This window comes from Chitinophaga nivalis (assembly GCF_025989125.1).
Taxonomy (GTDB): Bacteria; Bacteroidota; Bacteroidia; order Chitinophagales; family Chitinophagaceae; genus Chitinophaga; species Chitinophaga nivalis.
Genome location: NZ_JAPDNR010000001.1, coordinates 77,441 through 102,746, shown reverse-complemented (window position 1 = coordinate 102,746; position 25,306 = coordinate 77,441). Strand labels below are relative to the sequence as shown.

Below are 25,306 nucleotides of genomic sequence, written 5' to 3'. Positions count from 1 at the left end.
TACTAATTTTTATTATTTTCGCCGATAAACTGCAGATTAATGGCGCAATCCGGGAAATCATCAGCAAAGAAGTCGAAACCTTCCTACCTGTACTCCATCATTGGTGTAGCACTGGTATTGTTTTTACTGGGCACACTGGGTGTGGTGGTCATACATGCAAATAAGCTGAGCGTGTATTTTAAGGAAAGCATTGAGGTACAGGTAATACTGAGGGACAACGTAAAAGAAAATCAGGCATTGGCCCTGCGCGACTCTATTGCGCAGAAACCATATATCAAGTCCATTGAATATGTATCCAAGGATATGGCGGCTAAACGCTTCCAGAAAGACTTTGGAGAGGACTTTATCACCCTGTTGCAGTACAATCCGCTGTATAGCAGCATTAACATAAAGGCAAATGCCAGTTATGTTAATACTGACAGTCTGAAAATTATTGAGGCCAATCTCTCCAAACAAAGCATTGTCCGGGAGATTTCCTATCAGCGTACCCTCGTTAGTAAACTGAATGAGAACGTCAACAAGATAGGATTGGTGATCCTGATCATCAGCGGTTTACTGGCATTGGTGGTGATTTTCCTCATCGACAACACCATCCGTCTGGCGATGTTCAGCAACCGTTTCCTGATCAAGACCATGCAGATGGTAGGCGCTACCCGCTGGTTTATTGCCAAGCCGTTTGACCTGCGTAGCATTGCCAATGGCGCTATCAGTGCGCTGATTGCCATTGCAGGACTGATGGGTATCATGTCGTTTTCAGATAAGGTACTGCCGGAACTGGCCGGTTTACGGGATAACCTGATGATAGCTGTGCTGTTTATCGGGATGATCATCATCGGTATTTGTATATCACTGGTCAGCACACACCGCTCCGTGATGAAATACCTCCGCCTGAAACTGGACGACTTGTATTAATTCAACATCTTTAACAGCAAGATCTATAATCATTACACTATGGCTAAAGAAACTATTAAAACTGCCGGAACAACCGTTAATCCGGAGGTAGATAACAAGCCGATTTTTCCGAAAGAAAACTACAAATTTATGCTGGCAGGGGTTATAGTGGTAGCACTGGGCTTCCTCCTCATGATGGGTGGTAGCTCCTCCGATCCCAACAGCTTTAAGCCGGAAGAGGTATATAGTTTCCGCAGAATTACCCTGGCGCCAATCGTTATTGTCCTGGGTCTGCTGGTAGAAGTATATGCCATTATGCACCGTCCAAAGCCCAAGGCATAATGCCCCAATACGGATAAAATATTTAGCGATGACACAATCATCGCTTTTTTTTTAACTTTTAACCATACCCGATTTCAATGAATGTTTTTCAGGCTATTATCATTGCCATTGTAGAAGGGCTAACGGAATTCCTGCCCATTTCCTCCACCGGACATATGATTATCGTAAGCTCTTTGCTGGGGATCAGCAAAGATGAATTTACCAAACTGTTTGAAGTAGTGATCCAGTTGGGCGCTATCCTCGCAGTAGTAGTATTATACTGGAAGAAATTTTTTGTATTTGACAAAAACCGGCTCAATTTCTATCTGAAACTGGCGGTAGCCGTATTACCTGCCCTCATCAGCGGATACCTGTTCAGCGACATGATCGATAAAATGCTGGAAAGCCCGCTGACAGTAGCCATTACCCTGTTGCTGGGAGGTATCATCCTGCTGTTTGTAGATAACTGGTTTAAGGAAGGAACCATTGATACGGATGAAAAGATCAGCATGTTTACCGCCCTGCGTATCGGCTTTTTCCAGTGTCTGGCACTGGTGCCGGGGGTAAGCCGCAGTGCAGCCTCCATTATCGGTGGTATGCAGCAAAAGCTCACCCGCAATGTGGCGGCCGAATTTTCCTTTTTCCTGGCTGTTCCTACCATGGCGGCGGCTACGGGTTATAAACTGCTGAAAGGCCGTGAATTGCTGCTGGCACACCCGGAAAACCTGAAACTGCTGCTGATCGGTAATGTGGTGGCCTTTTTAGTGGCGATGGGTGCCATTAAGTTTTTTATCGGCGCCTTAAAGAAATATGGTTTTAAGATGTGGGGATACTACCGTATTGTAGTGGGATTGATTATCCTGGTAGCCATGATGATGGGCTATACCCTGGAAGTTTAAGCATCGTAAATAACAATAAGAAAGCGGCTGACAGGTATCTGTCAGCCGCTTTTTATTGCCGGAAATACCGGTTACCTTATCCTTTCACTGCCAGTAACAGTTCCAGGTCGGTGTACTTTAATTTGAATTTCTCGCTTAAATGATAGTTCGTGAGGGCGCCTTTATACAGGTAAATGCCATTACGTACCCCCCGCTTGATCCATACCAGGTTTTCAAAACCACCATCATCGGCGGCTTCCACGAGCAGCGGCATCAGCACATTGCTGATGGCTTCCGACGCCGTGCGGGCAAACCCGGAAGGGATATTGGGTACACAATAGTGAACCACATCATATTTTTTAAACACAGGATTTTCGTGGCTGGTGATTTCAGAGGTTTCAAAACAACCACCCCGGTCGATGCTGACATCTACAATCACTGATCCTGCTTTCATATTGCTGACCATTGATTCACTGACTACTACGGGGGTACGGCCACTTTGTGAAGAGAGGGCACCTACCGCCACATCTGCATTACGCAGCTGTTCTGCCAGCACTTTGGGCTGAATAACGGAAGTGAATACACGTACACCGATATTGTTTTGCAACCGTTTCAGTTTATAGATGTTGTTGTCGAACACTTTAACGGAAGAACCCAATGCCAGTGCGGTACGGGCAGCAAATTCGCCTACAATGCCAGCGCCGATGATCACTACTTTGGTGGGTGGGATACCGGTGATACCTCCCAGCAGAATGCCTTTTCCTTTGTTGTCGTTGCTGAGGTATTGTCCGGCAATCAGCATCACGGCTGCCCCGGCAATTTCACTCATGGCTCTTACAATCGGATAGGTGCCGGCATCGTCTTTCAGGTTTTCAAAGGAGAGGAGGGTGATGCGTTTATCCATCATTTTCTGTACCTGCTGTGCTTTCAGGGCAGCAAGGTGAATAGGGGAAATAACGATCTGGTGCGGATGCAGTAATTCAATTTCATCGTCGTTCAGCGGGGCTGATTTAACGATGATCTCCGCTTTGAAAACTTCTTTTTTATCATATACGATCTCTGCACCGGCTTCCGAATAGTCCGTGTCGTAGTAATGCGATCCGTCGCCGGCTTTATGTTCTACCACTACATGATGACCGTGTGCAGCTAAAATGCTGACTGCATCCGGTGTAAGGGCAATACGGTTTTCCTGGAAGGATGTTTCTTTGGGAATACCAATAAACAAACGGGAATTTTTTTGTGGTATGTCCAGCGTTTCTTCCAGTGGTGAATAAGTAAAACCAGCACTCACTACAGGTTTTTGCCTTGGCTCCATATACGGTTTTGAATTTTTAAATCGAAGTATTCAAAGATACACTATTTGGCAGATGCAGCGATTTCGCGCAATACCCTTTTTTGGTCCGGCTGTACTTCCAGCTGCAGATGTATGGCATCCGGCGGGAGGAGCGGGGCGATGATGTCCGGCCACTCCACAAAGCTGATGGCATGCGGCTGGTAAAGGGTTTCTTCTACGCCCGCACTGATAGCATCTTCCAGGTCTTTCAACCGATACAGGTCCAGGTGGTAAATACGGCAGGGTTGTCCTGATGTATCCTGGCCGGTATATTCATTGATAATCGAAAAGGTGGGACTGGCAGTGGCATCCTGCACTCCCCGGGCTTCACACAGCGCTTTCACCAGTGTTGTTTTTCCGGCCCCCATAGGTCCATCCAGGGTAAATACATGTTTATCAGCGAAATATTCCCAGAACTGACAGGCGGTTTCCGGTAGTTGGTCCAACGTAAAAATCCATTGCATTCCCAAAAATAAGCATAAAGGATGAAGCAAAATACAAGGAAATATGACCGATTTATGTCTTTGCCCGGAAGGGCCTGATACTTTGCATTTTGGGGCTGGAATGCCCCGCTTTTCGCTTCCAGGTTGCATTAATATTTTTATGATGTAAAGTGGCAACCGATACCTTTGTAAGCAGGATAAAAGATGACAAATGACACCAATCAGTTGCAAGGTAGAAGGTATGCATTGCACCAGTTGCGCGATGAGCTTATCCAAATACCTGGAGAAAAAAGGCATGCAGGACGTACACGTTAGTTTTGCTACGGAAGAGGTTAGCTTTACGGCTCCCGCCGGAGCAGATTCCAAAGAAGTGCTGCAGGGAATTAACCAGATGGGGTACCGGGTGGTACTGCCGGAAGACAAGGCAGTTCGCCAACCAATCTATACTACGCTTACTTTTAAATTTTTCTTTTGCCTGATATTCACGGCCCCGTTGCTGTTGCATATGTGGGTTAATTGGTCGTGGCTCCATAACCCCTGGGTACAATGTGCACTTACCCTGCCGGTATACCTCACCGGCATGTGGCACTTCGGCCGGAGCGCCTTCCGGTCGCTGATGAACCGGATGGCCAATATGGACGTACTGGTTGCCCTGGGCGCTACCGCTGCTTTTGGATACAGCTTTGTTGGTACCGTCGTATACGGCAACAGCGACTATATGTTTTTTGAAACCACAGCAGCTATTATCACCCTCGTATTCCTGGGTAATCTGCTGGAGGAAAAGTCAGTGAAACAAACCACTACGGCTATCGCTGAACTGGCGAAAATGCAGGTCACCACTGCGCGCCTGATTAATACAGACCACGGGCACGAACATATTCATGAAGTAGATAACCGCGCCCTGCGTCCCGGCAATTGTGTATTGGTAAATACCGGCGATAAAATTCCCATGGATGGCACCATTTATTGGGGGAGTGGCCACATCAATGAATCCATGATCACCGGCGAAAGCACCCCTGTCAGCAAACAGGAAAAGGATAAAGTCATCGGTGGCACCATCCTGGAAGAGGGGAGTATCAAAGTATATATCACCGCCACAGGTAAGGATACCGTACTGTCCTATATCATTGAGCTGGTAAGACAGGCACAGAACGATAAAGCTCCGATGCAGCGGCTGGCAGACCGGATCAGCGCTGTTTTTGTACCACTGGTATTGAGCATTGCCATCCTCACTTTCCTGGGCTGGTACTTCATCGGACATACGCCTTTTGCTGTAGCCATGATGCGGAGTGTAGCCGTGCTCGTGATTGCCTGCCCCTGCGCCATGGGACTGGCTACGCCGGCGGCCGTGATGGTAGGACTGGGACGCGCTGCCAAAAACGGGATCCTGATCAAAGGCGGGCATACCCTGGAGTTGTTTAAAGATATCCGGCAGGTGGTATTTGATAAAACAGGTACCTTAACAACCGGCAAACTGCAAATGGGCGCGTATCAGTTTTTTGATATGACGGATGAAGCTTTCCGGCAGATCGTATATAGTCTCGAAAAATATTCTTCTCACCCCATTGCCCGTGCGATTGCCGGCCTGTGGAAAGGCGCCGGAGAAGTGCCTTTACAACAGGTACGTGAACACAAAGGACTGGGCATGCGGGCACACGATAAAGCCGGTAATGAATGGCAGCTGGGCTCTTTCAGAATGGCGGGTGGTGCAGCTACAGACGACAGCCATAACCTGTACCTCCTGAAAAACGGACAGCTGGCGGGATGGATTGATTTCATCGATGAAATCAGACCGGAAGCGGCCACCATGATACAGCAACTGAAAACAGCCGGTATCAAACCGGTGTTGTTAAGCGGCGATACCCGCCGTAAATGCCAGGAACTGGCAGAAAAACTGGGCATTACAGCTGTATATGCTGAACAGTCTCCGGAACAAAAGCTGCAACAGATAGATGCTTTTATGAAAGAAGCGCCCACTGCGATGGTGGGCGATGGCATCAATGATGCACCTGCCCTGGCCAAAGCCACGATTGGTATTTCCCTCAGCGATGCGACACAGGTGGCCATGCAAAGCGCCAATGTGGTATTGCTCAATAATAACCTGGGTACCTTGCCCCTGGCGCTGGGTTTGGGCAAACATACCTACCAGACCATCCGGCAGAACCTTTTCTGGGCCTTCATCTACAACGTAGTGGCGATACCGGTTGCGGCACTGGGATTACTGAATCCCATTGTGGGCGCGGGAGTGATGGGCCTTTCAGATGTAGTACTGGCCATTAACTCCGTACGGTTACGTTATAAAAATGTCTTGTAGTTAATAGCAGATAGTATTTAAAACAAGTGCAGGAAATCAGGTATCTTATTGTCTGTTTACGGGAGATGATCATCTTGTTGTAAACTTTCAGGAAGATGCCTGTTTCTTTTATACCTGCTTTCTGTGCCCGCCCATTTTGCGCTTTGTGTTATCTTCGCATCCAACCAGTTACCAAAAACATTGCATACACCTGTTGAGATACTGCAGCAATACTGGGGTTATAACCAGTTCCGGCCGCTGCAGGAAGATATTGTGAACGCGATCCTTGCTGGCAGGGATACGCTGGCGTTGTTACCTACGGGTGGTGGAAAATCCATTTGTTTTCAGGTGCCTGCCATGATGAAACCCGGTCTTTGCCTGGTGGTGACGCCCCTCATTGCGCTCATGAAAGACCAGGTAGCCAACCTCAAAAAAAGAGGGATTACTGCCTATTCCATCTACTCCGGTATGCTGTACAAGGATGTGGAAAGAGTGTTGGAAGCGGCCCGCCGGGGTGGTTGCAAGTTTTTGTATGTATCTCCGGAAAGACTGCAAAGCAAACTGTTTCAGACCTATTGTGACGGCCTGCCGGTAAACCTGATTGCGGTAGATGAGGCGCACTGTATTTCGCAGTGGGGCTACGATTTCCGCCCGGCCTATCTGCAGATAGCCGATATACGCAGCTTTTTCCCGGATACCCCGGTACTGGCACTCACAGCTTCCGCCACCCCCAAAGTACAAACAGACATCTGCGAAAAACTGCTGATGCAGGAAGCACAGGTATTTACCAAAAGTTTTACCCGTGCGAATCTGTCGTACAGTGTGCTGGAAGAAACCACCAAAATTGATAAAGTAAAACATATCCTGGACCGTGTGCCCGGCTGTGGTATTGTATATTGTCGTAACCGCAAACGCACCAAGGAAATAGCCAGCCTGCTGCAGTTGCAGGGAATATCAGCCGGTTATTACCATGCCGGCCTGCCGCCTGCCGAACGGGCTGCCCGGCAGGAAGCCTGGATCAACGATGAAATACGCATCATGGTATGTACCAATGCCTTTGGTATGGGTATCGATAAACCGGATGTGCGTATTGTAGTACACTATGATTTGCCCGATGGCCCGGAAGCTTATTACCAGGAGGCGGGGCGTGCCGGCCGCGATGAGCAGAAGGCATACGCTGTATTGTTATACAATGAAACGGAGCTGGCGGAGATGCACGAACGCATTGCACTGCAATTTCCTACACTGGATCAGATCCGGGAAGTATACCAGGGCATCGTGAATTACCTGCAGGTACCGGTAGGCAGCGCAGAAGGCGTATACTTTGATTTTGATATCAACGATTTTGCCAGAACCTTTCAGGTAAACCTGACCATTGCCTATAGCGCTATCCGGATACTGGAACAGGAAGGGGTGTTGCAGCTGAGTGAAAGTGTGTTCCTTCCTTCACGGGCATCCTTCGTGACCAATAAGGAATCGCTGTATGAATTTGAAAATGCTTATCCGGTATTGGAGGAAATTATCAAAACCTTACTTCGTACCTACGAAGGTATCTTTGATACCACCGTGCCGGTATATGAAAGGCAGATAGGGCGTATCATGTTGATGGAAGATGATGATATTGCGGCGCAGTTGCAACAGCTGCACCAGTATGGTATTATCCGTTATGAACCCCGCCGGGAAGAGCCACAGCTATGTTTTCTGCAGGAACGGGTGTCTGCCCCGCAGCTGCGCATTAATATGACAAGGGTAGCCCTGCGCAAAAAAGTATATACCGACCGGCTGGAAGCCATGTTTAATTATGTGCGCAACCGCGATACCTGTCGTACACAGCAGCTGGTAGCCTATTTCGGAGAAAAGGATAGTACGCCTTGCGGGGTATGTGATATTTGTTTGAAGAAGAAAGCGGCACCGCTGGATGCCGTTGCTTTTAAACGTATAGCCGACACCGTTGTTGCCTTGCTGGCCACACAATCATTACTGCTGGCGGATCTGCAGACGAAGATGCCGGATGTGAAACGGAATGACCTGTTGGAGGTATTGCAATTTCTGCAGGAAGAAGGCCGGGTCAAAAGTAATGAAACAGGTAGTTTGTATCTGTAAGCAACGCAACGGGCCTTTTCCCGAAAGACCCGCTGCGTGCAGTATTATAAGTGAATCACTTTCCCTTCGCGGCTGCTTTGGAAGGCCGCTTCAATCACCCGGATTACTTTAATGGCATCTTCCGGCGGTACCGGATTCGCGGCTTTATTTACCAGTGCAGCGTAGATACCCTGATAATAATCCATGTAGTTGCCGTTGGTGCCTGGCAGGTATTGTTTCACGGTTTTGCCATCGGTTTCGGTATGCAGCAGCCCCCACTCATGCGGCGCTTCCGCGCCCCAGTCCGGACTATCCGGGAACAATCCCCTTTGCAGCTGCGCTTCCTGAATGTCTGATTTAGATTTGATAAAGGACCCTTTACGACCATGCAGCTGATAGGCCGGTAATGGCTCCCGTACGAGGTAGTTACATTTCACCCGTACCCGCAGCTGATCATAACATAATACGATTTCGAAGTAATCATCTACCACAGAGTCTTTCCGGATGATGCGGATGTCGGCCCAGAGAGCGGGCGGCATTCCGAAAAGGGTGATAGCCTGGTCGAGGAGATGGGAGCCGAGGTCGTACAAGGCGCCGGTGCCGGGCAATCCACCTTCTTTATGTTTTTTATAGCTGAGTTCTTCCTTAAAGCGGTCATAGTGGATTTCTACTTCCAATACATCGCCCAGTACGCCGGACTGCAGTACCTGTTTTACTATTTTATAGTCGTTGTCGTAGCGGCGATTGTGATATACGCTGAGTAATAAACCCTTTTCGGCTGCCAGGGCTGCCAGTGTTTCGCCTTCCTGCGCGGTAACCGTGAAGGGCTTTTCCACAATCACATGTTTCCCCGCTTCCAGGGCAGCTTTTACATATTCAAAGTGGGTATAGTTGGGTGTGTTGACTACAATCAGCTCCAGGGAAGTATCGGCCAGCATCTCTTCCACGGACGTATATACCTGTACGTTAGGATAACGTTGCTGCGCCAGGTGTTTGCTTCTTTCCACAACTGCAGCAAATGCAAAGCCCGGGTTCACATGCAGGAAAGGGGCATGAAACACCTGACCAGACATACCATAGGAGCAAAGTCCTGTTTTAATTACTTTGGACATACACAATGATTTAGGTTGCCGGCCGGCTGTTTATCCGGTAAATGCCGGCCAGGCAGCGATGAATGATGCTGTTTAAAATATAAAAAAACAGCATCATCTTATAAAAAGAAAGGAAAAATATAAGTATAACCTAGTTAGAACCAGCTTTTGCTTTTTTTGCTTCTGCCACCTAATCCCAGTGCGCCCAGCAGGCTGCGGGTGATTACATTGGCAGCAGTACGGCCTACCTGTCTGGCAGCGGAGCTATCCAGCATTTGTTCCAGGATACCTTTTTCTTCTTTAGCCTTGCCGCCTTTGGCAGGGGTAGCAGCAGCTTCGGAACTGGTTTTTTCCGCAGCTTCCTGCAGTTTGGCGGTGAGGATTTCGTAGGCGCTTTCATTGTCAATTTCCTCACTGTATTTTTTCACCAGTTTAGAGTCGCCTACCAGTTTATCCAGTTCAGCGGCAGACAGTACGTCCATACGGGAACGCGGCGATACCAGCATGGTAGCGGCGAGCGGTGTAGGTACACCTTTTTCATTCAGGCAGGTAATCAGCGCTTCCCCAATGCCTATCTGTGTGAGCAGTTCATCGGTTTTATAGAAGTCAGACAGCGGGTAGTTTTCTGCTGTTTGTTTGATGGCCTTACGATCGTTGGCAGTAAAGGCACGCAGGGCGTGCTGCACTTTCAGGCCTAATTGCCCGAGTACAGATGCCGGTACATCCATCGGATTTTGGGTACAGAAGAAGATACCCACACCTTTGGAGCGGATCAGTTTTATGATGGTATCGATTTGTTTGAGCAGGGCATCGCTGGCTTCATTGAAGATGAGGTGAGCCTCATCAATAAACATGACCAGCTTGGGTTTGTCGAGATCGCCTTCTTCCGGTAAAGTCGCATATAATTCTGCCAGGAGGCTGAGCATGAAGGTGGAAAACAGTTTGGGGCGGTCTTGTATATCGTTGACCCGCAGGATGGATACGATACCGCGGCCATCGTCGCTGATGCGGAGCAGGTCATCTACTTCAAAGGATTTTTCTCCGAAGAAGAGGGCAGCGCCCTGTTGTTCCAGCTCTATTACTTTACGCAGCACGGTGCCGGTGGAAGTAGTGGATATTTTGCCGTAATCTTTTTCGAGGTCGGCTTTACCTTCTGCGCTGGCATACTGGAGTACTTTTTTGAAGTCTTTCAGATCGAGCAGCGGCAGTTTATTATCGTCGCAATACTTGAACAGCATGGCTACCAGCCCTGCCTGGGTATCGTTGAGTTCTAAAATTTTGGATAACAGAACCGGACCAAATTCACTAACGGTAGCGCGTAAACGAACACCTTTTTCCTGGCTCAGTGATAGCAGTTCGGCCGGGTAGGCGGCAGGGCTCCAGGAGCCGCCGATCTTCTGGTAACGTTCTGCTATTTTGGGATTGTCGGTACCGGCAGCTGCAATACCGCTAAGATCGCCTTTAATATCCATCAGCAGTACCGGTACGCTGGCATCACTCAGGCCTTCTGCGATCACCTGCAGGGTTTTGGTTTTACCTGTTCCGGTAGCCCCGGCAATGAGTCCATGACGGTTCAGGGTTTTCAGCGGCAGGAATACATCTGCGCCGGTCACCACTTCCCCGTTTAACATGGCACATCCGAGCTTGAAATGTTCTCCTTTGAAAGCATAGCCGCTTTTGATATAATCCAGAAATGCATCTTGATTCGCCATGACATTTTTTTTTATGAAGATAACGAAAATGAATCACTGCCTCAGGTGAATAAAAAGTTACGCATTGTACCTCAGATAATGGCGGAAATGATCCACAGTTAGCTGTTGCACAATGCGTAGCAATAAATTTCTGACCGGTATGGGTTACAGGTCTTCTTCTCTTTCGAGCATCAGAATAGCGCCCTGCGGTACGATATAATAGGTTTCTTCCTGGTATACGACTTCCGTAGAACCATTGACCAGGAAGATGGCCAGATCGCCTTCTTTAGCCTGTAACGGAATATATTTTACTTTGTCTTCATCCGGTTTCCAGGCATCATCTTCATCCACAGGGATGGGGATGGCGTAGCCCGGTCCGGTTTTGATCACATAGCCACGCTGTACTTTTTCTCTCTCCTGCACGCCGGGGGGCAGGTATAAGCCACTGTTGGTGCGTTCATGTGGCGTAACTGGTTTTATAAGCACCCTATCGCCAACAACGATCAGTTTTTTCAACTTGTTTTCCGGTGTTATGTGTATTGCCATAAGTACCGTATATCAAATTTAATGCAGCACCCCGGAGGGATGACAGAGTGACAGCTACTATATATCCCGCAAGGGGAAGGTATGGCCGGCACGGATGCCTTTCTCTGTCTGTTGCAGCAGGCAGCACTCTACCTGCGGATCATGTTCAAAGTAAAGGATGTATTGCTGTTCCGCGGCTTCCTGGAGGAAACTTTTCTTTTCCTGCAGGGTGGTCAGCGGAAACATATCGTAGGCCATCACATAGGGAAGCGGAATATGCCCGGTAGAAGGGAGCAGATCTGCCATATAGATGATGGTTTTGTCTTTATAGGAGATCTGCGGCAACATCATCGCATCGGTATGCCCGTTGGCAAACCGGATGCTGATATTTTCCGCGAAGGAGATACCTTCCGTATGTTCCAGGAATTTGAGTTGTCCGCTTTCCTGTATCGGCAGTATATTTTCTTTCAGGAAGGAAGCCTTTTCGCGGTCGTTGGGAACAGTGGCCCATTTCCAGTGGTCTGCATTGCTCCAGTAGGTCGCATTTTTAAAAGCCGGAACGAGTTTATCGCCCTGCCGGATAATACTGCCGCCACAATGGTCAAAATGCAGGTGTGTAAGAAACACATCAGTGATGTCATCGCGGTGAAAGCCGTGCGCAGCGAGGGATTTATCCAGGGTAGCATCGCCATGCAGGTAATAATGGCTAAAGAATCTGGCGTCCTGTTTATCACCGATGCCATTGTCTATCAGTATCAGTCGTTTCCCGTCTTCTATCAGTAAACAACGCATTGCCCAGGAGCACAGGTTGTTGTCATCAGCCGGATTCAGTTTGTTCCAGATGGATTTGGGTACCACGCCAAACATAGCGCCACCGTCCAGCTTAAAGTTGCCCGTTTCTATAGTATATAATTTCATCGGATGGATTTAGCTATTTGCTAACTAAATTACTAAATATCTACCGCTTTTGATTTTGCTTCAGCAGGGCAGAGATTAGCCATATTAATCCGATGACGAAAAACACCATCAGCGCCAGTACCGAGTTGCGCATATTATTGGTGAGGTCATCAATGTAGGCGAAGGAAAACATGCCGATTACAATAGACAGCTTTTCGGTTACATCATAATAACTGAAAAAGGAAGCCGTGTCTTTGGTTTCGGGCATCAGTTTGGCGTAGGTAGAACGGCTGAGAGATTGAATACCGCCCATTACGAGACCTACGGCTGTTGCCAGCATATAAAAATGAAAAGCTGTCTGCATTTTGTAGCCGGCAAAACAAATGCCGATCCACAGGATTACAACGGCAATCAATACACGCAGATTCCCGAATTTGCCGGACAGTCTGGCCATACTCCAGGCGCCCAGAATGGCTACTACCTGTATAATCACCACTGTGGCGATTAACTGATCGGCTGCCAGGTGCAGTACTTTGCTGCCAAAGATGGTGGCAGCCATCATCACGGTTTGCACGCCCATGCTGTAGAAGAAGAAACCACGCAGGAACCGTTTCAGTACCGGCATCACTTTTACCTGGGCATATACTTTACGCAATTCTGTAAACCCTTCTGTAAAGGCGCCGGCGGAATGTTTGTCGATAACCGGACGGGTGGCGGGCAGCCGGGCAAAGGTAATCTGGGCAAATCCCAGCCACCAGATACCCACCAGCAGGAAAGTAATTTGTACCGGCTTGATATCATCCATCCCAAAAGGTTTGATCATAACGAGGGCAAACCCGATGAGCTGCAGGAGTACACTGCCAATATAACCCATACTGAAGCCCCGGGCGCTGATGCGATCGCGGTCTTCCGGTGCGGCAATTTCCGGCAGGTAGGAGTTGTAGAATACGAGTCCGCCGCAATACCCCATGGTAGCCAGCATAAAGGCAATAACGCCTAATGGCAGATTGGTTTTATCGAAAAAATAAAGCGCACTGCAGGAGAGCGAGCCCAATATGGTAAAGAAACGCAGAAAGTTCTTCTTATTGCCTCGCGTATCCGCAATAGACGACAGGATAGGAGAGGCAATAGCTACCAGCAGAAAGGCGGCAGCCATGGTATAGTTGTACAGGGCGGAATTGACGAATTTCAGTCCCAGGAAAGACACCTTTTCATCGGTGACAGCAAGAAAATAAATAGGGAAAAAAGTAGTAGTGATTACCAGGTTGTATACGGAGTTGGCCCAGTCATACATGGCCCAGCCGTTAATCACTTTTTTACCGGCAGTTTGCATATCAGCTTTTGACGAAGATAATACACACAATTTAAATATGATAACAAGCGATGTTATTAAAATAAGATGCAGGTGCGGAGATGGCGGTTATTTATAGTCCAGGATACGGATATGTTCTGTACACATAAAATACTCTTGTTCATCATTGGAGCTGACAATGATCAGGCGGTTGCCGCCATAGTCCCGGATCAGTTGCTGGTAAAGCGCCGTGCCGGCAGCATCCAGATTGGTGCAGGGTTCATCCAGCAATAATACAGGTACATCCGAAAAAATAGCCAGCGCCAGTTTGATACGTTGTTTCATGCCGGAAGAAAAGTTCCGGATTTGTTTGTGGGCGGCTTTTTCCAGTCCTACCAGTTGCATGGCTTGTTCCGGCGTAATACCGGGCAGGAAGTTTTTGAATTGCAGGTGAAACTGGATGGTTTCGGTGAGGGTTAATTCTTCAATCAGCTCCAGGTAAGGAGCAGCAATGGCACAATGCCGGAAAAACGCATCGGGAGCGATGGGTTTTTCCGGAGTATGGTATAAAACGGTGCCTTCATTATGTTGAATGGCACCGCTGATAACTTGTAATAAAGTAGACTTACCGGAGCCGTTGGGGCCTAATATGGCATAACGGCTTCCCTCGTGGAAGGTGTACGTAACCCGACGAAAGATCCAATCGTAGTTGAAACGCTTACCGGTTTGTTCAAGAGATATCGTCATTGGTACGGGATGTATAACCTCTCATAATACCACGGCCGGAATCCCGGATGAAAGAAAGTATTTCATCTCTTTCATCTGTAGCAGGAAATTCTGCTTCGATGATGCTGGTAGCCTTGGATAATTTGTACCCCTTCACAAATATCACGCGGTATATATCCAGGATATGATTGATTTTCTCCAGGGAGAAACCTCTTCTTTTCAGGCCTACGGAGTTGACACCTACGTAGGAGAGTGGCTCACGGGCAGCTTTTACAAAAGGAGGTACATCTTTACGAACGAGGGAACCACCGGTAACAAAAGCGTGGTCGCCGATTTTACAGAATTGCTGTACGGCTACCATACCCGCCAGTACCACGTGATCGCCTACGGTAATATGGCCGGCGAGGGTGGTATTGTTGGAGAATACGCAGTAGTTACCTACTTCACAGTCGTGCGCGATGTGGCTGTACGCCATGATCAGGCAGTTGTTACCGATAACGGTTTTCCATTTGTCTTTGGTACCCCGGTTAATGGTAACGTATTCGCGGATGGTGGTATTGTTACCTATTTCTACGGTTGTTTCTTCACCCGCATATTTTAAATCCTGGGGGATGGCAGAAATAACAGCGCCTGGGAATATGCGGCAGTTTTTGCCGATACGGGCTCCCTCCATAATGGTAACGTTGGAGCCTATCCAGGTGCCTTCACCGATTTCAACATTTTTGTGAATAACGGTAAAAGGATCAATTTTTACATTAGGCGCAACTTTGGCGTCCGGATGTATGTATGTAAGCGGGTGGATCATTGCTGTTATTTGCCTTCTCTTGTTTTTATAATTTGTGCAATCATGTCGGCTTCAGTAGCTACTTTATTGCCGATAAATACTGTCCCCCGCATTTCTACAATCCCCCTTCTGATGGGGCTGAGTAATTCCATTTTCAGGATCATGGTATCCCCTGGAAGAACTTTCTGTTTGAATTTACAGTTGTCTATTTTCAGGAAATAAGTATCATAATTTTCAGGGTCCGGTACCCGGTTCAGGGCGAGGATGCCCCCTACCTGTGCCAGTGCTTCCAGCTGCAGAACGCCCGGCATTACCGGGTTACCAGGGAAGTGGCCCTGGAAGAAGTTTTCGTTGAAGGTAACATTCTTGATACCTACTACTTTCTCTTCTTCCAGTTCAATAATTTTATCTACCAGCAGCATCGGATACCTGTGTGGTAAGGTTCTTTCGATACGTGCGGTATCGAATACCGGTGGCTGGTTGGGATCGTATACCGGGAGGTCTTTATTGTGTTTGTTCTTTTTGATGTATGCTTTGATCTTACGGGCAAACTCCACGTTGGAAGCATGTCCGGGACGGTTAGCAATAATGTGGGTATTGATAGGGTAACCAATCAATGCCAGGTCGCCTACCACATCCAGCAGTTTGTGACGTGCCGGTTCGTTGGGGAAGCGTAACTCAATATTATTCAGGATACCTTCTTTCTGTACGGAAATCTGGTCGCGGTTAAATACTTTGGCCAGGCGGGCCAGTTCTTCTTCGGTTACCGGTTTATCCACTACTACGATGGCGTTGTTGATATCGCCACCTTTAATGAGGTTCAGGGATAACTGATATTCCAGTTCATGCAGGAAGCAGAAGGTACGGCAGGGAGCAATTTCCGTCCGGAATTCTTCTATTCCCTTCATTTTGGCGTGCTGGGTACCCAGTACCGGGGAGTTAAAGTCGATCAGGCAGGTGATACGGTAATCAACAGCTGGCATTGCCACCATTTCTACCTTCTTTTTCTCATCATAGTAACTGATGTTGGTATCGATAGTGTAATATACCTTTTTGGCATCCTGGTTTTGCAGCCCTGTTTTTTCAATAGCTTCAATAAATGCCTGGGAGCTACCGTCCATGATGGGAATTTCTCCGCCATCCAGTTCTACAAGTACGTTATCTACGCCTGTTCCGGCCAGTGCTGCCATGATGTGCTCTACCGTACTTACACGGGCACCATTGTGTTCCAGGGTAGTGCTGCGGGTTGTTTCCACCACATAATCCACGTCGGCCTTTACAATTGGTTGTCCCGGCAGGTCTACCCGTTGAAATTTAATCCCGTGACCAGGCAAAGCCGGTTTCAGGGTCATATTAACATGGGCGCCTGTATGCAAGCCAATACCCGACAGGGAAATTTCCCCTTTAAGGGTATGCTGGTATTGCAACTGTTGATTTTCCATAATAATGTAACTAATATGTAACTATTTGACTAGTAATCCAATTTATACACCTGCTCTCTCCTGTAACAGCTGTTTTACCATCTCTTCCAGCTCTTTCACGCGCTTTTCAAGATCCGGCAAATTTCTAAAAATTGCCTGACTTTTCAGCGAACTTTTATAATCATAGGCCGGCGAACCCGTCAGAGACGTGTTGGGCGTAGTAATAGACTTAGACAAACCGCTTTGTGCATTGATTTTGGTGCCATCGGCAATCTGGATATGTCCTACCATACCTACCTGGCCGCCGATTACGCAGTTCTGGCCGATTTTGGTACTGCCGGAAACACCGGTTTGAGCGGCGATAACGGTGTTAGGACCTATGTCCACGTTGTGGGCTACCTGAATCAGGTTATCGAGCTTTACGCCGTTTCTGATCACGGTAGACCCCATGGTCGCCCGGTCAATGGTGGTATTGGCGCCAATTTCCACATCTTCATGGATCACCACATTACCGATCTGAGGAACCTTTTTATAGGAACCGTCCGGTTGCGGGGCAAATCCGAAGCCATCTCCACCAATCACACAACCTGCGTGCAGGATCACCCGACTGCCTACAATGCAGTTATCGTATACTTTTACACCCGGATATAAAACGGCCCCGTCCTTCACAATCACGTTGTCGCCGAGGTATACACCAGGATATATTTTTACGTTATTTCCCAGTACTACATTTTCACCCAGGTAGGCAAATGCACCCACAAACACATTTTCCCCCATTTTTACCGTTTGCGGAATATGGGATGGCTGCTGAATGCCGGATTTGTTACCTGTCAGGTACCGGTATTGCTCCAATAACAGGGCAAAGCTGCTGTAGGCATCTTTTACCCGTATCAGGGTAGAATTGATCGGACGTTCTATGACCAGGCTCTCATTTACGATCAGAATGGAAGCATTTGTGGTGTATATGAACTCTTCATACTTAGGATTGGCAATGAAACTGAGCATACCTTCGCCAGCTTCTTCAATCTTGGCGATGTTGCTCACCTTAACGTCCGGATTTCCCTCCAGCTTACCATCTAACATGGTAGCTAATTGTAATGCGCTAAACTGCATAGTTTAAAATTGTAATGTTTTCCAGGCTACACCGGATAGTATGAACTAATTTTTTAACATTTTATTCCTTGTAAAACGTTGTTAGCCTAGATTTTTGGATGACAAATGTAGAATTTTTTTACCGGTATCGCCAGCGTATGACTAATCAGTGCATTGTCGATAGAAGAAATGTCTTTTACAGTGCCGTCTTTAAAAAGGATATTGATCTTTTCATCATTAACGTTATAAGCCCGTAAGGTGGCGGCGCCGGAGAAAACGAAGTATCCCATATCGGCGTCTTTTATCCCCCATTTTTGTGCCACCTGTTGCGTCAGTAATTTTTCTGCACTGCCGTCAAAAGGCTCATGACTAAGTACTACTTTGAATAAATTTCTGTTTATCAACCATTTACATAAAAGTGACAATACTTTATCCGGATGTTCTGTCCATACTTTAATGGCGCCCATAATATCATAATCATCCAGCAAGCAAAAAAGTCGTAAACAATCCGGTTCTCTCTCAAAGTTGTTTTGGGTAACGGTATTATACAGGAAATACTCCAGTGCAGGCGAACAAAACAGTTTTTGTCCGGACTGCGCCAGGGCTTTTGCCCGCGTAAGCACCTTTACCAGCATATTTTCCGCACTCAGCACCGTTTTATGCAGGTATACCTGCCAATACATCAGCCGGCGTGCGATAATAAATTTCTCTATCGAATAAATCCCCTTTTCTTCTACCATCAGCTCCCCGTTATGCACAGTGAGCATTTTTATAATACGGTCATACCCGATGGTCCCCTCTGCTACGCCGGTATAAAAACTGTCGCGGTTCAGGTAATCCATCCGGTCTACGTCCAGCTGGCTGGACACCAGCTGATGTAAAAATTTTTTATGATACCGTCCGTTGAAGATATCCAGGGTGAGTAGCAGGCTGTTATCCAGCTGCCGGTTCAGTTCTTCCATCAGCCACTGGGAGATGGCTTCATGGGAAACGCCCTCTATGATCCCGTTTTCCAGTGCATGGGAATAGGGGCCGTGGCCAATATCGTGCAATAAAATAGCCATTTTAGCGGCTACTTCCTCCTCCGGGGTAATGTCGGCACCTTTACTTTTCAACTCCTGCAAGGCCATACACATCAGGTGATACGCCCCCATACTATGGTGAAACCGGGTATGCATGGCACCCGGGTATACCAGGTGAGCCAGCGCCATCTGGTGTATCCGGCGCAGCCGCTGATAATATGGATGTGATATGAGGTTAAAAATCAACGGGTGATCTATGGTAATAAAGCCATACACCGGATCATTAACAATTTTTCGCTTGCGTTCGGTCATTGCAGTTAGTTATTCGATTCCGGCCGGGCATGCACCGCCAGAATCTTCTGTGCCAGTATGCAAAACTACACCATGAATTAATTATATGTATTTTTTTTACTTATAAAGACGTTCCACGTCCACAAAACCCCTATTACAAGTATAAGCAGCCGGTAGGTTACAGGTAAGAAAAGCTATGCATGCGAAGGTAAATAACTTTAGCGCCCGCCCCGCTTTTTCCGGTGAGGTTTTTAATGCCCCTCCCTTTTTTTAACATATAATTACCTGTTCAACGCCTGCAGGGAATGATATTTGACAAAAAAATAGGGTAATTTTCTTTTTTTCTGAACCCTTTCAATCAGCACTATGAGTCAGATAAATATACTATGGGTAGATGACGAAATCGAATCATTAAAATCACAGATTATTTTTCTTGAAAGCAAAGGATATCGTGTTTCCCCCCTCACGAACGGACATGATGCCCTGGAATTTCTGAAAGAACAGGTAGTGGATGTGGTATTGCTGGATGAATCGATGCCTGGCATCACCGGATTGGAAACACTGGCCAAAATCAAGGAAATAGACCAGCAAATCCCGGTGGTGATGATCACCAAGAATGAAGCAGAAAACGTTATGGATGATGCGATTGGCTCCCAGATCACGGATTATCTCATTAAGCCGGTAAATCCCAATCAGGTATTATTATCGCTCAAAAAAATCATCGACAATAAAAGACTGGTCGCCGAAAAAACCACCATTGCCTATCAGCAGGAGTTCCGCTCTCTCTTTATGGCACTCAGCTCCAGCCCGGACTACAACGAATGGATGGATATCTACAAGAAACTGGTATACTGGGAAATGGAAATGACCAAAACCAACAGCCCGGAAATGCTGGAGGTGTTTAATACGCAGAAAGCAGAAGCCAATACGGAATTCATCAAATTTATCAGCAGAAACTATTCTGACTGGCTTCACCCGAAAGCCAAAGAAGCTCCGGTGATGTCGCATACGCTCTTCCGGGATAAAATAGTACCTGCCCTGGATCCGGATGTGCCCAACCTGTTTCTGCTGATCGATAACCTGCGGCTGGACCAGTACAAGGCGATTATGCCTATCCTGCAGGAATCTTTCCGCCTGGTGGAAGAAGATACCTTTTACAGCATTCTGCCTACCAGTACGCAATACAGCCGCAACGCCATTTTCGCGGGTATGCTGCCCATTGATATTGAACACAAATTCCCGCAGGAATGGAAAAATGATGATGAAGAAGGAGGGAAAAACCTGTATGAAGAACATTTCTTTGCCCAGCAGTTACAACGACTGAAAATGGATACCCGGTTTTCCTACACCAAGGTGACGAACCACGCAGATGCCCAGCATATGCTGAATAATATCCATAACCTGCTCGACTATCCGCTCAGTATCGTGGTGTATAACTTTGTGGATATGCTCAGTCATGCCCGTACGGAAATGGAGGTATTGAAAGAACTGGCCAGTGATGAAACCTCTTACCGCTCTATTACCGCCAGCTGGTTTGAACACAGTCCGTTGCACCAGGCCCTGAAACGCCTCAGTGAGAAAAAAATCAATCTGATTATTGCTACAGACCATGGTAGTGTAAGGGTAAAAACGCCGGTGAAGGTGATCGGAGATAAACAAACCACCACCAATCTGCGCTATAAACACGGCCGGAATCTCAACTATGAAGCGAAGGAAGTACTGGCATTCAGAGATCCCCGTGACGCCGGATTGCCGAAACCGAATGTGAACTCTTCTTACATTTTTGCCAAAGGCGATGGTTATCTGTGTTATCCCAACAACTACAACTACTTTGTCAATTATTACCGTAATACCTTCCAGCATGGCGGTATTTCATTGGAGGAAATGATTGTACCGGTAGCCCACATGGTTTCAAAATAACAGAAAGCGGAGAGCTATACGCTTTCCGCTTCCCGCTTTTTGCTATTTTTGCGGCATGAATATTAAAATCACGCCTAATAACCTGACGAAGCTGGAAAAGGTTTTTGAAGATGCCAAATATGTACTGCGCTTCGAAAAAGGTACTTTCAACTCCGGTTATTGTATCCTGGAGCACAAGAAGGTGGTGGTCATTAATAAATTCCTGAATCTTGAAGGCCGTATCAATACGCTGATAGATATTTTATCTTCCCTGCCACTGGAGGAAGCCCTGCTGACCACTGAATCACATAAGCTGTACAAACAGATCCTGGCCAGTAAACCCCCGGCCGAAGATGCGCCTGCGGCAGATACAGATATACCTGCGGAAAATCCGGATGCAACTGCAACAGATACAGATACGCCTGCGGCAGATACGGATACGGAGGAGGAAACAACAGCTTAGGTTAAACAGACAAACGATATCGGGATGAAAGTTACATTTTTAGGAACAGGCACCTCGCAGGGCGTACCGGTCATAGCTTGTGGTTGCGAAGTTTGCCTATCCGCCAATAAAAAAGACAAACGTTTACGGAGCAGCATTCTCATTGCTTCCCCTGCAGGAAACATTGTAGTGGATACCACCCCTGATTTCCGTTACCAGATGTTACGCGAAAATGTGAAGCACCTGGAAGCTGTATTGATCACCCATTCCCATAAAGATCACATTGCTGGTATGGATGATATCCGTGCCTTCAACTACTTTCAGAAAAGTTCCATCGATATTTTCGCTACTGAATTTACCCAGCATGTTATCATGCGCGAATTTGCCTACGCATTCGCGGATTTCAAATATCCCGGTATCCCGGAAATAAACCTGAAACTCATTGATGGCCAGCCATTTGATATAAACGGACTAACGATCACGCCTATACAGGTTATGCATTATAAAATGCCGGTGATGGGTTTCCGGGTACACGATTTTACCTATATCACAGATGCCAATTTTATTGCACCCGAAGAAAAGGACAAGATCCGTGGCTCCAAAGTGCTGGTAGTGAACGCGCTCCGCCGCGAAAAACATATTTCCCATTTTACCCTGGAAGAAGCCATTGCTTTGGGGCGCGAACTGGAAATTCCCGAAGTGTATTTTACGCACATCAGCCACCAGCTGGGGCTGCATGATGAGGTGTCTAAAGAATTGCCTGCCGGTATGGCATTGGCTTACGACAGCCTGACCATAGAAATATAATGCTGTTTAGGTTCTGTTAACCGGTTTCTTTTTCCGACATTTTATTTTTGGGAGAAATGTTAACCCCCATGTGGAAAGCTTTTGTAAAAGCCTGGTTCCGGTTTTCCCGGGCAGAACGCACCGGTGTCTTCCTGTTGATTATATTTATCTTGCTGACCAGCCGTTTACCGGTATGGCTCTTTTACTGGCAGCGTGTACCCGTTACCGATACCAGCGATTTTAAAGCATTGGTACAGGCCTTTGAAGCACAATACGCCACGCATCCTGATACATCAGCAGCCAGGGTGGAAGCACTTTTTTATTTTGATCCCAATACTTTACCGGTGGCCGGCTGGCAACAGCTGGGGATACGTGAACGTACGGCACAGACCATTCAGCGTTATCTGGCCAAAGGCGGGCGTTTCCGGCAACCGGCCGACCTGCAGCGGATCTATGGTATTCCACCTGATTTGTGTGCCCGGCTGCTGCCCTATGTTCGCATTCCGGCAATGGATAAAAAGCGGGAACCTTTAACTGAGGCGGGGTTTCAGCGGAATAGACTACCATTACGGGACAGCTTTTTTCATTATTCGCACAAAAAGACCGGACAGCCTGTTGATGTTAATACTGCGGATACCCTTGCCTGGCAATCGTTACCGGGTATTGGCCCGGGCTTCGCCCGCCGTATTGTTGCCTTCCGGGAGAAGTTAGGTGGCTTTTATGAGGTAGGACAGGTAGCAGAGTGTTACGGATTGCCAGATTCTACATTTCAAAAAATTCAACCTTTTTTACGGATCGGTAATGGATCTCTAAAAAAAATAGACCTCAACCTCACAGATGAAAAATCTTTGGCAGCTCACCCATATATACGCTATAAACTGGCCCGTCTGATCGTAGCATATCGCAATACCCATGCGGGTTTCAGGCAGGTAGAAGAGTTGCGTGGCCTACCGTTGGTAGATGAAATTATTTATCGTAAAATTGAACATTACATTGTGATCAAACTTTAAACCCGCACGTTTATGAATTTTGAGCCAACGGAGATGCAACAACAGATTGCGCAAATGATCCGTGATTTCGGAAAGACAAACATATTACCACACGTGTTGGAATGGGATGAACAACAGGAATTTCCTGTAGAACTGTTCAAAAAAATGGGCGCATTGGGACTCATGGGGGTACTGGTACCTACCCAATATGGCGGCAGTGGACTGGGATACCTGGAATATGTAACAGTGGTGAGTGAAGTAGCCCGGATATGTGGCGCCATCGGTTTAAGTGTGGCGGCGCATAACTCTTTATGTACCGGCCATATCCTGCAGTTTGGAAATGAAGAACAGAAACAGCGTTTCCTGCCTAAACTGGCTACTGCCGAATGGATTGGCGCCTGGGGCCTGACAGAACCCAATACCGGTTCTGATGCGATGAATATGAAATGTGTGGCCGTGCAGGATGGCGATGAGTGGGTGATCAATGGTACCAAATGCTGGATTACGCATGGTAAGAGCGGGGATGTGGCAGTAGTGATAGCCCGTACCGGCGATGTACGCGACAGTCACGGGATGAGTGCTTTTGTGGTGGAAAGGGGTACACCGGGATTCAGTGGTGGTAAAAAAGAAAATAAACTGGGTATGCGGGCTTCTGAAACCGCTGAGATGATTTTTGATAACTGCCGGATACCTGCAGCCAACCTGCTGGGACCTGTAGGAGATGGCTTCATCCAGTCTATGAAAGTATTGGATGGCGGCCGTATTTCCATTGCGGCCTTGTCGCTGGGTATTGCGAAAGGCGCCCGGGATGCTGCCGTGAAGTATGCGAAAGAACGTTATCAGTTCGATCAGCCGATTGCCAATTTCCAGGGTGTTTCCTTTAAGCTGGCGGATATGGCTACCGAAATAGCTGCAGCGGAACTGCTTACCTTGCAGGCAGCAGATATGAAGAACCGCCACGTAAAAATGACGCAGCAAGCTGCTATGGCTAAGTATTATGCTTCGGAAGTGGCTGTGAAAGTGGCCAATGACGCCGTACAGATTTTCGGTGGTTATGGCTATACCAAAGATTTTCCTGTAGAAAAGTTCTACCGGGATGCCAAACTGTGCACTATCGGAGAAGGAACTTCTGAAATCCAGAAAATCGTAATAGCAAGAGAAGCATTAAGATAAGAATAGCATTTTTATAGTTGATTTTTATAAGGTTGTAAGGGTGGTAAATTTTTAATGTAAAAAAAGTGAAGTGGCAAACCATTCATCTTTTTTGACAAAAAAATGAAATATTACCCCTTTAGTGTTATGAAATATTGCAAAAGGAACGTTAAATTTGGGTTAATTCATCACTCTTTACCGTTTATCAACCTTAACACAAAATCAGAGAAAGATTTGAAAAACTTTTACACACATGAAAAGCACCCCTTGTAGGGTGCTTTTCTATACCGGAATCGAAAGAGATTGTTGGAATGTTTGCAAAGAAGTTTTAAAATTATCTACAACCTGTAATCCACGTTATGATTTTTGATGGCCCTCATCAGCTGTAAGGATCCCTTCCTTTCAAGCATTATATCCCTTAATATCCAGTTTAAGTATTTCCATCAGTACAATAAGCCCGTTGTGGCAATGAAGGCTTTAAAAGGGCTGTAAAATGGCTGCAGTACCTCTTGAAAATAAAACACCCTTTCATACGGTTGTATAAAAGGGTGCAAATATCTGTTAGTTAGCGGTACTGACCGGTTGGCCCTCTGCGATTATGCTTCAGGTGTTTCTTTTTTATCCTTGTCCTTAAAAAGGCCGGATACTTTGTCTTTTGCTTCTTCCAGCCAGTCTTCTGCTTTTTCTTTAGCATCTGTGGCCCAGTCTTCCGCTTTATCTTTGGCATTATCCAGGAAGTCGCCTGCCTGATCCATCAAACCTTCTTTTTTAGTGCCTGCCTTATCAGACATACTGGAAAACCAGTTATCCACAGTGCCGGCAATAAAAGGAGGTAACTTACCTTTTACATATTCTTTAATCACGGTAATCGACTGCGCTGCCTGTTCGGCTGTGAGTCCCGCTTTTTCCTGTAACTGTTGAATAAGTTCCTGCATAAATAGTGGTTTTAATGGTGAGATATTAAGA

The 25,306-nt window shown here is 47.0% G+C and carries 23 protein-coding genes; 10 read left to right on the top strand and 13 right to left on the bottom strand.

The features are described 5' to 3' along the window. The first annotated feature begins 39 nt into the window (after window positions 1-39). From OL444_RS00455 to OL444_RS00445, 3 genes are all read left to right on the top strand, one after another. Window positions 40-912 (top strand): cell division protein FtsX, encoded by an 873-nt coding sequence (locus tag OL444_RS00455; protein ID WP_264735221.1) that lies wholly within the window; start codon window positions 40-42, stop codon window positions 910-912. 39 nt (window positions 913-951) lie between these two features. After that, window positions 952-1,233, top strand: coding sequence for a DUF3098 domain-containing protein (locus OL444_RS00450; protein ID WP_264735222.1), 282 nt, complete (start codon window positions 952-954; stop codon window positions 1,231-1,233). A gap of 77 nt (window positions 1,234-1,310) precedes the next feature. After that, window positions 1,311-2,111, top strand: coding sequence for an undecaprenyl-diphosphate phosphatase (locus OL444_RS00445; protein WP_264735223.1), 801 nt, complete (start codon window positions 1,311-1,313; stop codon window positions 2,109-2,111). A 76-nt stretch (window positions 2,112-2,187) separates the two neighbouring features. On the opposite strand, the gene OL444_RS00440 is transcribed toward OL444_RS00445, so the two are convergent. Both OL444_RS00440 and tsaE read right to left on the bottom strand, forming a co-directional pair. Next, window positions 2,188-3,405 carry an alanine dehydrogenase gene (locus OL444_RS00440; protein WP_264735224.1) on the bottom strand — a complete coding sequence of 406 codons (1,218 nt, stop codon included), beginning with the start codon at window positions 3,403-3,405 and terminating at the stop codon, window positions 2,188-2,190. A 41-nt stretch (window positions 3,406-3,446) separates the two neighbouring features. Further along, complete coding sequence (tsaE, locus tag OL444_RS00435) at window positions 3,447-3,887, bottom strand: tRNA (adenosine(37)-N6)-threonylcarbamoyltransferase complex ATPase subunit type 1 TsaE (protein ID WP_264735225.1); 441 nt, start codon at window positions 3,885-3,887, stop codon at window positions 3,447-3,449. A 190-nt stretch (window positions 3,888-4,077) separates the two neighbouring features. Between tsaE and OL444_RS00430 the strand changes: the two genes are divergently transcribed. Together OL444_RS00430 and OL444_RS00425 are read left to right on the top strand one after the other, a co-directional pair. Beyond that, window positions 4,078-6,180, top strand: coding sequence for a heavy metal translocating P-type ATPase (locus OL444_RS00430; protein WP_264735226.1), 2,103 nt, complete (start codon window positions 4,078-4,080; stop codon window positions 6,178-6,180). Between the two features lie 180 nt (window positions 6,181-6,360). Further along, complete coding sequence (locus tag OL444_RS00425; protein WP_264735227.1) at window positions 6,361-8,262, top strand: RecQ family ATP-dependent DNA helicase; 1,902 nt, start codon at window positions 6,361-6,363, stop codon at window positions 8,260-8,262. Window positions 8,263-8,306: 44 nt separating this feature from the next. Here OL444_RS00425 and OL444_RS00420 read toward each other — a convergent pair whose 3' ends face one another. From OL444_RS00420 to OL444_RS00375, 10 genes are all read right to left on the bottom strand, one after another. After that, entirely contained in the window at window positions 8,307-9,353 is a 1,047-nt protein-coding gene (locus tag OL444_RS00420; RefSeq protein WP_264735228.1) for a Gfo/Idh/MocA family oxidoreductase, read from the bottom strand. 134 nt (window positions 9,354-9,487) lie between these two features. After that, window positions 9,488-11,044, bottom strand: a complete 1,557-nt coding sequence (locus OL444_RS00415; protein WP_264735229.1) for a helicase HerA-like domain-containing protein — start codon at window positions 11,042-11,044, stop codon at window positions 9,488-9,490. A 144-nt stretch (window positions 11,045-11,188) separates the two neighbouring features. Continuing rightward, window positions 11,189-11,569, bottom strand: coding sequence for a co-chaperone GroES (locus OL444_RS00410; RefSeq protein WP_264735230.1), 381 nt, complete (start codon window positions 11,567-11,569; stop codon window positions 11,189-11,191). Between the two features lie 57 nt (window positions 11,570-11,626). After that, the gene (locus OL444_RS00405; RefSeq protein WP_264735231.1) at window positions 11,627-12,466 is read right to left on the bottom strand and encodes an MBL fold metallo-hydrolase; all 840 of its coding nucleotides are present in this window, start codon (window positions 12,464-12,466) and stop codon (window positions 11,627-11,629) included. A gap of 40 nt (window positions 12,467-12,506) precedes the next feature. Beyond that, window positions 12,507-13,778, bottom strand: coding sequence for an MFS transporter (locus OL444_RS00400; protein ID WP_264735232.1), 1,272 nt, complete (start codon window positions 13,776-13,778; stop codon window positions 12,507-12,509). A gap of 87 nt (window positions 13,779-13,865) precedes the next feature. Beyond that, window positions 13,866-14,483: an ABC transporter ATP-binding protein gene (locus OL444_RS00395; protein WP_264735233.1), complete on the bottom strand. Its 618-nt coding sequence runs from the start codon at window positions 14,481-14,483 to the stop codon at window positions 13,866-13,868. Further along, window positions 14,467-15,267: an acyl-ACP--UDP-N-acetylglucosamine O-acyltransferase gene (gene lpxA, locus OL444_RS00390; protein WP_264735234.1), complete on the bottom strand. Its 801-nt coding sequence runs from the start codon at window positions 15,265-15,267 to the stop codon at window positions 14,467-14,469. Before lpxA ends, OL444_RS00395 begins: the two co-directional genes overlap by 17 nt. Before the next feature lie 5 nt (window positions 15,268-15,272). Then, entirely contained in the window at window positions 15,273-16,688 is a 1,416-nt protein-coding gene (locus tag OL444_RS00385) for a bifunctional UDP-3-O-[3-hydroxymyristoyl] N-acetylglucosamine deacetylase/3-hydroxyacyl-ACP dehydratase (RefSeq protein ID WP_264735235.1), read from the bottom strand. A gap of 42 nt (window positions 16,689-16,730) precedes the next feature. Continuing rightward, window positions 16,731-17,780, bottom strand: a complete 1,050-nt coding sequence (lpxD, locus tag OL444_RS00380; protein WP_264735236.1) for a UDP-3-O-(3-hydroxymyristoyl)glucosamine N-acyltransferase — start codon at window positions 17,778-17,780, stop codon at window positions 16,731-16,733. Between the two features lie 86 nt (window positions 17,781-17,866). Then, window positions 17,867-19,093, bottom strand: coding sequence for an HD domain-containing protein (locus OL444_RS00375; RefSeq protein WP_264735237.1), 1,227 nt, complete (start codon window positions 19,091-19,093; stop codon window positions 17,867-17,869). 345 nt (window positions 19,094-19,438) lie between these two features. On the opposite strand from OL444_RS00375, the gene porX reads away from it, so the two are divergent. The 5 genes from porX (at window position 19,439) to OL444_RS00350 (ending at window position 24,361) form a co-directional block, all read left to right on the top strand. Continuing rightward, window positions 19,439-20,992 (top strand): T9SS response regulator signal transducer PorX, encoded by a 1,554-nt coding sequence (gene porX, locus OL444_RS00370; RefSeq protein ID WP_264735238.1) that lies wholly within the window; start codon window positions 19,439-19,441, stop codon window positions 20,990-20,992. A gap of 55 nt (window positions 20,993-21,047) precedes the next feature. Then, complete coding sequence (locus tag OL444_RS00365; protein ID WP_264735239.1) at window positions 21,048-21,434, top strand: hypothetical protein; 387 nt, start codon at window positions 21,048-21,050, stop codon at window positions 21,432-21,434. 24 nt (window positions 21,435-21,458) lie between these two features. Further along, complete coding sequence (locus OL444_RS00360; RefSeq protein ID WP_264735240.1) at window positions 21,459-22,220, top strand: MBL fold metallo-hydrolase; 762 nt, start codon at window positions 21,459-21,461, stop codon at window positions 22,218-22,220. A gap of 68 nt (window positions 22,221-22,288) precedes the next feature. Beyond that, entirely contained in the window at window positions 22,289-23,209 is a 921-nt protein-coding gene (locus OL444_RS00355; protein WP_264735241.1) for a ComEA family DNA-binding protein, read from the top strand. A 12-nt stretch (window positions 23,210-23,221) separates the two neighbouring features. Beyond that, window positions 23,222-24,361 (top strand): acyl-CoA dehydrogenase family protein, encoded by a 1,140-nt coding sequence (locus OL444_RS00350; protein ID WP_264735242.1) that lies wholly within the window; start codon window positions 23,222-23,224, stop codon window positions 24,359-24,361. Window positions 24,362-24,936: 575 nt separating this feature from the next. On the opposite strand, the gene OL444_RS00345 is transcribed toward OL444_RS00350, so the two are convergent. Continuing rightward, window positions 24,937-25,275, bottom strand: a complete 339-nt coding sequence (locus tag OL444_RS00345; RefSeq protein WP_264735243.1) for a hypothetical protein — start codon at window positions 25,273-25,275, stop codon at window positions 24,937-24,939. Window positions 25,276-25,306: the final 31 nt, after the last annotated feature.